8 protein-coding genes and 1 pseudogene are annotated in these 8,903 nt (G+C 71.0%); 3 read left to right on the forward strand and 6 right to left on the reverse strand.

Translation table 11 applies throughout. The features are described 5' to 3' along the window. Window positions 1-192, reverse strand: a pseudogene (locus R6V09_RS38750) (hypothetical protein); the annotation flags it as partial. 46 nt (window positions 193-238) lie between these two features. Between R6V09_RS38750 and R6V09_RS38755 the strand changes: the two are divergent. From R6V09_RS38755 to R6V09_RS38765, 3 genes are read left to right on the forward strand one after another with little or no spacing between them, the layout of a single operon-like run. After that, window positions 239-736, forward strand: a complete 498-nt coding sequence (locus R6V09_RS38755) for a carboxymuconolactone decarboxylase family protein (RefSeq protein ID WP_317886168.1) — start codon at window positions 239-241, stop codon at window positions 734-736. Beyond that, window positions 733-1,209, forward strand: a complete 477-nt coding sequence (locus R6V09_RS38760; protein WP_317886169.1) for a carboxymuconolactone decarboxylase family protein — start codon at window positions 733-735, stop codon at window positions 1,207-1,209. Before R6V09_RS38755 ends, R6V09_RS38760 begins: the two co-directional genes overlap by 4 nt. Continuing rightward, a complete protein-coding gene (locus R6V09_RS38765; protein WP_317886170.1) occupies window positions 1,206-1,964 on the forward strand; it encodes an isocitrate lyase/PEP mutase family protein in 759 nt (252 codons plus the stop codon). The genes R6V09_RS38760 and R6V09_RS38765 overlap by 4 nt, the downstream gene beginning before the upstream one ends. Window positions 1,965-1,970: 6 nt before the next feature. Here R6V09_RS38765 and R6V09_RS38770 read toward each other — a convergent pair whose 3' ends face one another. The 5 genes from R6V09_RS38770 to R6V09_RS38790 form a co-directional block, all read right to left on the reverse strand. Next, on the reverse strand, window positions 1,971-2,918 hold the full coding sequence (locus tag R6V09_RS38770) for an ABC transporter substrate-binding protein (protein ID WP_317886171.1): 948 nt from the start codon (window positions 2,916-2,918) through the stop codon (window positions 1,971-1,973). A gap of 1 nt (window position 2,919) precedes the next feature. Continuing rightward, window positions 2,920-4,875 (reverse strand): ABC transporter permease, encoded by a 1,956-nt coding sequence (locus R6V09_RS38775; protein ID WP_317886172.1) that lies wholly within the window; start codon window positions 4,873-4,875, stop codon window positions 2,920-2,922. Then, window positions 4,875-5,945, reverse strand: coding sequence for a quaternary amine ABC transporter ATP-binding protein (locus R6V09_RS38780; protein WP_317886173.1), 1,071 nt, complete (start codon window positions 5,943-5,945; stop codon window positions 4,875-4,877). Before R6V09_RS38780 ends, R6V09_RS38775 begins: the two co-directional genes overlap by 1 nt. Then, entirely contained in the window at window positions 5,945-7,474 is a 1,530-nt protein-coding gene (locus R6V09_RS38785) for a GMC family oxidoreductase (protein ID WP_317886174.1), read from the reverse strand. The genes R6V09_RS38780 and R6V09_RS38785 overlap by 1 nt, the downstream gene beginning before the upstream one ends. A 134-nt stretch (window positions 7,475-7,608) precedes the next feature. After that, a partial coding sequence (locus R6V09_RS38790) for an aldehyde dehydrogenase family protein (protein WP_317886175.1) occupies window positions 7,609-8,903 on the reverse strand: 1,295 nt, incomplete at its 5' end.

Genomic DNA, 8,903 nt, shown 5'->3' on the forward strand with positions numbered 1-8,903 from the left:
CAGCCGGGTGCCGGGGGCGAGGCGGCCGGTGCGGACGGCGTCGCGCAGCGCGTCCGTCAGGCCTCGGCGGACACCGGTGCCCGTTCCGATGCCGGTACCTGTGCCGGCGCTTGTGCCGGTACCGGTCCCCATGCTGGTGCCGGTCGGTTCGAGATGGAGGTCTACACCCAAAGTGGCCCAAGATTTCGCCATGGAAATGGACCATACTCCTGGGCTGCCTGGCTTCTAGGGTCGAGGCATGACCACAGCACAACAAGCTCCCTACGCCGCCGAACACAGCCCCCGTCTGCACTGGGCCGAGCACGCCCCCGAGGTCTACAAGGCAATGGTCCGCCTCGACGCGGCGGCCCGGCGGGGGCTCGACCCGACGCTGCTGGAGCTGGTGAAGATCCGCGCCTCACAGCTCAACCACTGCGCGTTCTGCCTCGACATGCACACCAAGGACGCGCTCGCGGCGGGCGAGAGTGTGGAGCGGATCATTCAGCTCGGGGCGTGGGAGGAGTCGCGGCACTTCTACACCGAGAAGGAGCTCGCGGCGATCGAGCTGACCGAGGCGATCACGGTCCTCACGGAGGGTTTCGTACCGGACGAGGTGTACGACCGGGCCGCCGCGCAGTTCGAGGAGGCCGAGCTGACCCAGCTGATCGCCGCGATCACGGTGATCAACGCCTGGAACCGGTTCGGGGTGAGCACGCGGATGGTGCCGGGGCACTACAAGGCGGGACAGCACAAGTGACCGTGCGGACACGGGTGTTGGACCGTGGGGTCGGGCAGGCCATGTCCGCGCTCAGCGCCGCCGCGAAGAAGGGGCTGGGCGATCCCGCGCTCGCCGAACTCGTCGTGATCCGAGCCTCGCAGCTCAACCACTGCGCGTTCTGCCTGGACATGCATCTGGCCGTCGCCCGCGAACTCGGCGTGAGCGAGGGGAAGTTGGACCTGCTGGCCGCGTGGGAGGAGGCCGAGGGCGTCTTCGACGAGCGGGAGCGGGCCGCGCTCGCGCTGACCGAGGCGGTGACCGTGCTGACCGGGGGCACCTCCCAGGCTTCTGGCTCTGGGGCAGGTTTCGTGCCGGACGCGGTGTACGCCAGGGCCGCCGAGCACTTCGACGACGTCCGGCTCGCCCATCTCATCGGGCTGATCACCGCCATCAACAGCTGGAACCGGGTGATGGTCAGCCGTCGTATCGAGCCCGGGGGTTACCGGCCGTGAGCGGAGTCGAGGTGTTTCGGAGGCTGCATCGGCGGCGGCTTCCCGGGGATCCGTTGGTGTTGCCGGGGCCCTGGGACGCGGTGAGTGCGCGGGTGTTCGTGGACGCCGGGTTCCCGGCGCTCGCCACGCCCAGTGCCGGGGTCGCCGCCTCGCTGGGGTACGAGGACGGGGCGACTCCGGCGGACGAGATGTTCGCGGCGGTCGCGCGGATCGTGCGGGCCGTGGACGTGCCGGTGTCGGCGGACGTCGAAGGGGGATATGGACTCGCGCCCAAGGAGCTGGTGGAACGGCTTCTGGAGGCGGGGGCGGTCGGGTGCAACCTTGAGGACTCCAACGGGGGTGTTCTCAAGGACCCGCGTCAGCACGCGGACTGGCTCGCCGAGGTGCGGTCGGTGGCGGCGGACCATTTGTTCGTCAACGCGCGGGTCGACACCTTCGTGCACGGTGACGGCAACGCCGAACGCGCCATCGAGCGGGCCGCGTTGTACGTCGCGGCGGGTGCCGACTGTGTCTATCCGATCATGGCTCCGGCGGACCTGCTGCCGTTGCTGCGGTCCGGTATCCAGGGGCCCGTCAACGTGTTCGCGCGGCCGGACGGCGAGGGCCCCTCGCCCACCGAACTCGGTGAACTCGGGGCCACTCGCGTCACGTTCGGGCCGGGGCTGCAGCGCTGGGCGGCACGCGCGCTGCAGGGGATGGTCGCCGAGCTGAAGCGCGGTGAGCCGAAGGGGACGGCCGGCCGACCGAAGCGGTGAGCGGGGTCAGGACAGCCATGCCTTCCAGGTGGCGGGGTGGCTGTCCACCCACTTCTTCGCCGCGTCCGCCGGGGACAGCTTCTGGTCGGCGATCATCAGGGAGACCTCGTTCTGGTCCTCGGTCGTCCACTTGAACTTCTTCAGGAAGGCCGCCGCCTTGCCGCCCTTCTTCGCGAAGTCCGTGTTGAGGTACTTCTGCAGCGGGGTGTGGGGGTAGGCGCAGGCGACCTTGGCCGCGTCGGCGTCACAGCCCTCCTTGTAGGCAGGGAGTTTCACCTCGGTCATCGGGACCTTCTTGAACAGCCACTGGGGTGCGTACCAGTAGGTGAGGAAGGGCTTCTTCTCCTTGGCGAACTGCTTCATCTGGGTGATCTGTGCGGCCTCCGAACCGGCGAACACCACCTGGTAGTTGAGCTTCAGGTTGGCCACCAGCGCCTTGTCGTTGGTGACGTAGGAGGGCGAACCGTCCATCAACTGGCCCTTGTTGCCGCTCTCGGCGGTGCGGAACAGCGAGGAGTACTTGTTGAGGTTCTTCCAGTTCGTGATGTCCGGGTGCTGCTTGACCAGGTAGGTCGGGACGTACCAGCCGATGTGCCCGGTCACCCCGAGGCCGCCCGCGCGCGTGATCGTCTTCTTGTCGTCGACGTAGCGCTTCTCCTGGTCGGGGTGTCCCCAGTCCTCCAGGATCGCGTCGACCCGGCCCTGGCTGAGCGCGTCCCAAGCGGGGACCTCGTCGACCTGGACGGTGTCGACGCGGTAGCCGAGCTTGTGCTCCAACAGGTACTGCGCGACAGCCACGTTGGCCTGCGCGCCCACCCAGGACTGGACGGAGAGGGTCACGGTCTTGGCACCCTGCGCGTTGGCGAAGGGCGAGGCCTGCTTGGTCATGTCGGCGGCGCCGCAGCCGGTGAGCAACACCAGCGTGCCCATCACGGCAGTCGTACGAACTCGCATGTCACGCTCCCTTCTTGGTGCGGCGTTCCGTCGGCTGGGTGACCCGGTCGAGCATCAGACCGAGGCAGACGATCGCGGCGCCCGCGACCAGTCCGGTCGCCAAGTCGCCCTGGGCCAGGCCGAACACGGCGTCGTAGCCGAGCGCGCCACCGCCCACCAGGCCGCCGATGATGACGACGGCGAGGACGAGCACCACACCCTGGTTGACGGCGAGCAGCAACGCCGGGCGGGCGAGCGGGAGTTGGATCTGCCGCAGCTGCTGGGCGCTGGTCGCGCCGAGCGAGCGGGCCGACTCCAGTGCGGCCGGGTCGACTTGGCGCAGGCCCTGGGTGGTGATGCGGACGACGGCGGGGAGGGCGTAGACGACGGCCGCCGCGACGGCGGGGGCGCGGCCTACGCCGAACAGGGCGACGACTGGGATCAGATACACGAACTGCGGCATCGTCTGGCAGACGTCGAGGACGGGGCGCAGGGCGCGTTCGAAGCGGTCGCTGCGGGCGGCGGCGATGCCGGTCGCGAAGCCGAGGACGAGGGTGACGGCCACGGCGGCCAGTACCTGCGACAGGGTGTCGAGCGACGGCTTCCACACGCCGAGCACGCCGATCGCGGCCATGGCGAGGACGGCGGTGAGCGCGGTGCGCCAGGTGCCGATCACCCAGGCGAGGGCGGCGACGATCAGCAGCACCGACCACCACGGCAGCCACTGCAGACCGTCGCGTACGGGGTCCAGGACCCAGGTGGTGAAGTGGCCGGCCCAGTCGGCGGTGCCGCCGAGGTAGGGGACGCCGGAGTAGAGGTGAGCGGTCATCCAGTCGACGACGCGGTTCACGGGTGCGGCGACGCCGAGGGTCCAGCCCGTGGGCCAGTCGAGGGCGCCGGCAAGGCGGACAGCCACCGCTACGGCCACGGTGGCGCCGAACGCGTACAGCCAGGGGCGGAGACCGGCGCCCTGCTCCCCCGAGGGCTCCTCGGCCTGCTCGCCCGCCGCCGCCGTGACCCGGTCCAGTACGACGGCCAGGAGCACGATCGGGACGCCGGCGGCCAGGGCCGCGCCCACGTCCACGGAGGCGAGGGCCTGGTAGACGCGGTCGCCGAGGCCTCCGGCGCCGATGACGGAGGCGATGACGGCCATGGAGAGGGCCATCATGATCGTCTGGTTGAGGCCGAGGAGGAGTTGCTTGCGGGCCAGCGGGAGCCGCGCGGTCAACAGGCGTTGGCGTCCGGTGGCGCCGAGGGATTCGACGGCCTCAAGCACCTCCGGGTCGGCGTCGCGCAGACCGAGGGCGGTGAGGCGGGCCATGGGCGGGGCGGCGTAGACGACGGTGGCGAGGACGGCCGCGGGGACGCCGATGCCGAAGACGAGGACGACGGGGAGGAGGTAGGCGAAGGCCGGGAGCACCTGCATGGTGTCCAGGACCGGGCGCAGCGCGCGGTCGGCGCGTGCGGAGAGGCCGCCGGCCAGGCCGAGCAGCGCGCCCACGACGACCGAGGTGAGCACCGCGACCACCATCAGGGCGAGGGTCTGCATGGTCGGTACCCACATGCCGAGCAGCCCGCAGGCGAGGAAGGCGACGCCGGTCCCGATCGCGAGCCGTACGCCCGCGACCCGCCAGGCGACGAGGGCGCCGAACGCGGTGACGCCCGCCCAGCCCGCGGCGAGCAGCACCAGGTACACGGCGCGTACGGACAGGACGACGGCGTTGCTGATGTAGCCGAAGAAGTAGAGGAACAGCGGGGAGCTGTCGCGGTTGTCGATGATCCAGTCGTTGGCCCGGCCCAGCGGTCCGGACAGGTCGACCGTGAGAGTGTGCGGCCAAGTGCCGCTGGACCAGTGGGCGTTGGCGAGCGGCACGAGGACCGCCGCGGCGAGCGCGAGCAGCAGGAGCTTGTGCGCGGCCCGGTGCCGGAGGACGCCGGGGAGGGCGAGGCGCGGGGCGGGTGCGGTGACCGTGGCCATCAGACCGCCTCCTCGCCGATATCGGCGAGCTCCGCCCCTGCCACGACGTCCAGCAGCCGGGCCTGGTCGACCACGCCCAGACAGCGGCCGTCCTCCACGACGCAGGCGGGCTTTCCGCTGCGGGACACGACCTTGATCGCCTCGGCGACGACCGCGTCGGCCGCGAGCGCACCGGGGTGCTCCGGGCCTCCGCAGTCCCCGGCCCGCATCGCCGTACGGACCGTCATGACGTCCGCGCGCGGTACGTCCCGTACGAACTCGCGGACGTAGTCGTCGGCCGGGGAGCCCACGATCTCCTCGGGGGTGCCGAGTTGGACGATGCGGCCGTCGCGCATCAGGGCGATGCGGTCGCCGAGCTTCAGCGCCTCGTTGAGGTCGTGGGTGATGAAGACCATCGTGCGGCCCTCCTCGCGGTGCAGCCGGACGACCTCCTCCTGCATGTCGCGCCGGATCAGCGGGTCGAGCGCGCTGAACGGCTCGTCGAAGAGGAGGACTTGGGGGTCGACCGCCAACGCCCGGGCCAGGCCCACACGTTGGCGCTGGCCGCCGGACAGCTGGCCGGGGCGGCGCTGCTCCATGCCTTCCAGGCCGACCTTGGTGACGACCTCGGCGGCCCGGCGGCGGCGCTCGGCCTTGCCGATGCCCTGGATCTCCAGGCCGTAGGCGACGTTGTCGAGAACCGTGCGGTGCGGGAGGAGGCCGAAGTGCTGGAAGACCATCGCGGCGCGGTGGCGGCGGAGTTCGCGCAGCCGGGACCTGTCCATGGCGCGAACGTCCTCGCCGTCGATGGCGATGGTGCCGGCCGTGGGTTCGATGAGGCGGGTGAGGCAGCGGACCAGGGTGGACTTGCCGGAGCCGGACAGGCCCATCACCACGAAGACCTCGCCCTTGCGGACGTCGAAGGAGACGTCACGGACGGCGGCGGTGCAGCCGGTGCGGGTGCGCAGGTCGGAGGCGGCGAGGGCGGCGAGTTCGGGATCGGCCGGGATCTGCCCGGACTTGGGGCCGAAGACCTTCCAGAGGCCGTCCACCGAGAACACAGGGCTGTTGGGGGCAGTGGAGGTACTCATCACGCACCACCCCCGATCAGGTCAACGGCCCGTTCGCCGACCATGAGCACCCCGATCATCGGGTTCACGGCGGGCATGGTCGGGAAGACGGAGGCGTCGGCGATGCGGATGCCGTCCAGGCCGCGGATGCGCAACTCGGGGTCCACCACGGCCAGTTCGTCGGCCTCGGCGCCCATGCGGCAGGTGCCCGCCGGGTGGTAGACGGTGTGCGCGACCTTGCGGGCGTACTCGCTCAGTTCGGCGTCGCCGAGGATCTCCGGGCCGGGGGCGACTTCCCGCTTGAGCCAGCCGGCCAGTGGTTCGGTGGCGGCGATCTCGCGGGCGATGCGGATGCCGTCGACGAGGGTGCGGCCGTCGTAGTCGTCATCGTCGGTGAAGTAGCGGAAGTCCAGGGCGGGTTTGACCGACGGGTCGGCGCTGGTCAGGTACAGCCGGCCGCGGCTCTTCGGCTTGGGGATGTTCGGGGTCATGGAGACGCCGAACTCGGGGCGTTCGTAGCCGATCCGCTCGGGGTTGTCGGTGAAGGGGACCTGGTAGAAGTGGAACATCAGGTCGGGGCCCGGGAGTTGGGGGTCGCGGCGCACGAACAGGCCCGCGTCGGAGTCCATCGCGGAGTTCTCCGGGATCGGCCCGTTGGTCTCCCAGACGATCACCGACTCGGGGTGGTCGAGGAGGTTCTCGCCGACGCCCAGGAGGTCGACGGCGACGGGGATGCCGAGCGCTTCGAGGTCCTTGCGGGGGCCGATGCCCGAGTGCAGGAGCAGGCGCGGGGAGTCGACGGCGCCGGCGCACAGGACGACCTCGCGGCGGGCCCGGACGAGGAGTTCCTCGCCGTCCTTGGTGCGGACGTGCACGCCCTCGGCGCGGGTGCCGTTCAGTTCCAGCCGGTGCGCCCAAGTCTCAAGGAGGATCGTCAAGTTGGGGCGCTCGTCCATCACCGGGTGCAGATACGCCACGGACGCGCTGGACCGCTTGTTGTTCTCGGGGTGGTAGGCGAGGTCGAAGAAGCCGACGCCGTCCGTGAAGGGCGCCTTGTTGAAGCCCTCGACGCGCGGGACGCCGAGCGCCTCCTGGGCCGCGTCGACGAAGTCGCGGGCGATGGCGTTCCGGTCCTTCTCGTCGACGGGGACGATGTTGTTGAGGAGGCGGGCGTAGTACGCCTCCATCGATATCGCGCCCCAGCCCTTGGCGCCGGCCGCCTCCCACTCGTCCCAGTCGGACGGCAGCGGCTTGAAGGCGATGAGGGTGTTGTGCGAGGAGCAGCCGCCGAGCACACGGGCGCGGCTGTGCCGGATGTGGGAGTTGCCGCGCGGCTGTTCGGTGGTCGGGTAGTCGTAGTCCAGCTCGCCGCCCAGGAGTCCCATCCAGCGGCGCAGGGTCAGTACGTCCTCGCGGCCGACGTCGCTGGGGCCGCCCTCGATGACGGCGACGGTGACGTCGGGGTTCTCGGTGAGGCGGGAGGCGATGACGGAGCCGGCTGTTCCGCCGCCGATGACGACGTAGTCGTATACATGGGGGGTCTCAGGCATGAGGAGCAACTCCGGGGTGGGGGTGGTGTCTTCGGGTGCGGGTGCGTTGTGGCTGGTCGCGCAGTTCCCCGCGCCCCTGAGTGGGCTGAGGTTGACGGGGTCGGCAAGCCGCCAAGGTCAGCAAGCCGCCGGCGTCAGCCCGCGAACCAGCGCACCGGCTTCGGCGCCAGGTTCTGGTAGACGTGCTTGGCCTCGCGGTACTCGGCGAGTCCGGAGGGGCCCAGTTCCCGGCCCACACCGCTCTTTCCGAAGCCGCCCCACTCCGCCTGCGGGAGGTAGGGGTGGAAGTCGTTGATCCAGACGGTGCCGTGCCGCAGCCGTCCGGCGACGCGGCGCGCGCGGCCCGCGTCGGCGGTCCATACGGCGCCCGCGAGGCCGTACTCGGTGTCGTTGGCGAGCGCGACCGCCTCGTCCTCGGTGCGGAAGGTCTCGACGGTGAGGACCGGTCCGAAGACCTCCTCGCGTACGACGGTCATCTCGCGGTGGCCCTGGTCGAGGACGGTCGGTTCGTAGAAGTGGCCGGTGGCGGGCAGAGTCGCGGTCGGCTCGGGGCGCTTGCCGCCGGAGCGCAGCACCGCGCCCTCGGCGAGGGCGCCGGCGACGTACGCCTCGGTCTTGGCGCGCTGCTGCTCGGAGACGAGCGGGCCGCATTCGACGCCGTCCTCGGTGCCGCGGCCGAGGCGGATCTTCGCGGCGCGGCGGGCGAGTTCGGCGACGAAGCGTTCCCGGACGGTCTCCTCGACGATGAGGCGGGAGCCCGCCGAGCAGACCTGGCCGCTGTGGATGAAGGCGGCGTTGAGGGCCTGGTCGACGGCGGTGTCGAAGCCCTCCTCGGTGGCGCAGGCGTCGGCGAAGACGACGTTGGGGTTCTTGCCGCCGAGTTCGAGGGCGACCTTCTTGACGGTCACGGCGGCGGCCTGTGCCACCTTCGTGCCGCTGGTCAGGCCACCGGTGAAGGAGACGAGGTCGACGTCGGGGTGTTCGGCGAGGCGGGCGCCGACCGAGTGCCCTGGCCCGGTGACGATGTTGGCGACACCGGCCGGGAGGCCGGCCTCGACGAGCAGGTCGATGAGGGCGATCGTCGTCAGCGGGGTGATCTCGCTGGGCTTGACGACGAAGGTGTTGCCGGCCGCGAGGGCGGGCGCGATCTTCCAACTCGCCTGGAGCAGCGGGTAGTTCCAGGGGGTGATCAGCGCGCAGACGCCGACGGGCTCGTGCACGACGACGCTGTGGACCTCGGGCGTGCCCGCGTCGACGACCCGGCCCGGGGCCTCGGCGGCGACGAGGTCGGCGAAGTAGCGGAAGGCGTCGGCGACACAGTCGATGTCGATCCGGCCCTCTTCGACGGTCTTGCCCGCGTCGCGGCTCTCCAGCAGTCCGAGCTGCTCGCGGTCGCGCACCAGCAGGTCGGCGACGCGGCGCAGCAGGG

The sequence above is a fragment of the Streptomyces sp. W16 genome (assembly GCF_033194735.1).
Classification (GTDB): domain Bacteria; phylum Actinomycetota; class Actinomycetes; order Streptomycetales; family Streptomycetaceae; genus Streptomyces.

Coding starts and splice junctions, on each gene's coding strand:
- R6V09_RS38785 (WP_317886174.1), bottom strand. CDS start 7,474: ATGCCTGAGACCCCCCATGTATACGACTACGTCGTCATCGGCGGCGGA.
- R6V09_RS38780 (WP_317886173.1), bottom strand. CDS start 5,945: ATGAGTACCTCCACTGCCCCCAACAGCCCTGTGTTCTCGGTGGACGGC.
- R6V09_RS38770 (WP_317886171.1), bottom strand. CDS start 2,918: ATGCGAGTTCGTACGACTGCCGTGATGGGCACGCTGGTGTTGCTCACC.
- R6V09_RS38755 (WP_317886168.1), top strand. CDS start 239: ATGACCACAGCACAACAAGCTCCCTACGCCGCCGAACACAGCCCCCGT.
- R6V09_RS38775 (WP_317886172.1), bottom strand. CDS start 4,875: ATGGCCACGGTCACCGCACCCGCCCCGCGCCTCGCCCTCCCCGGCGTC.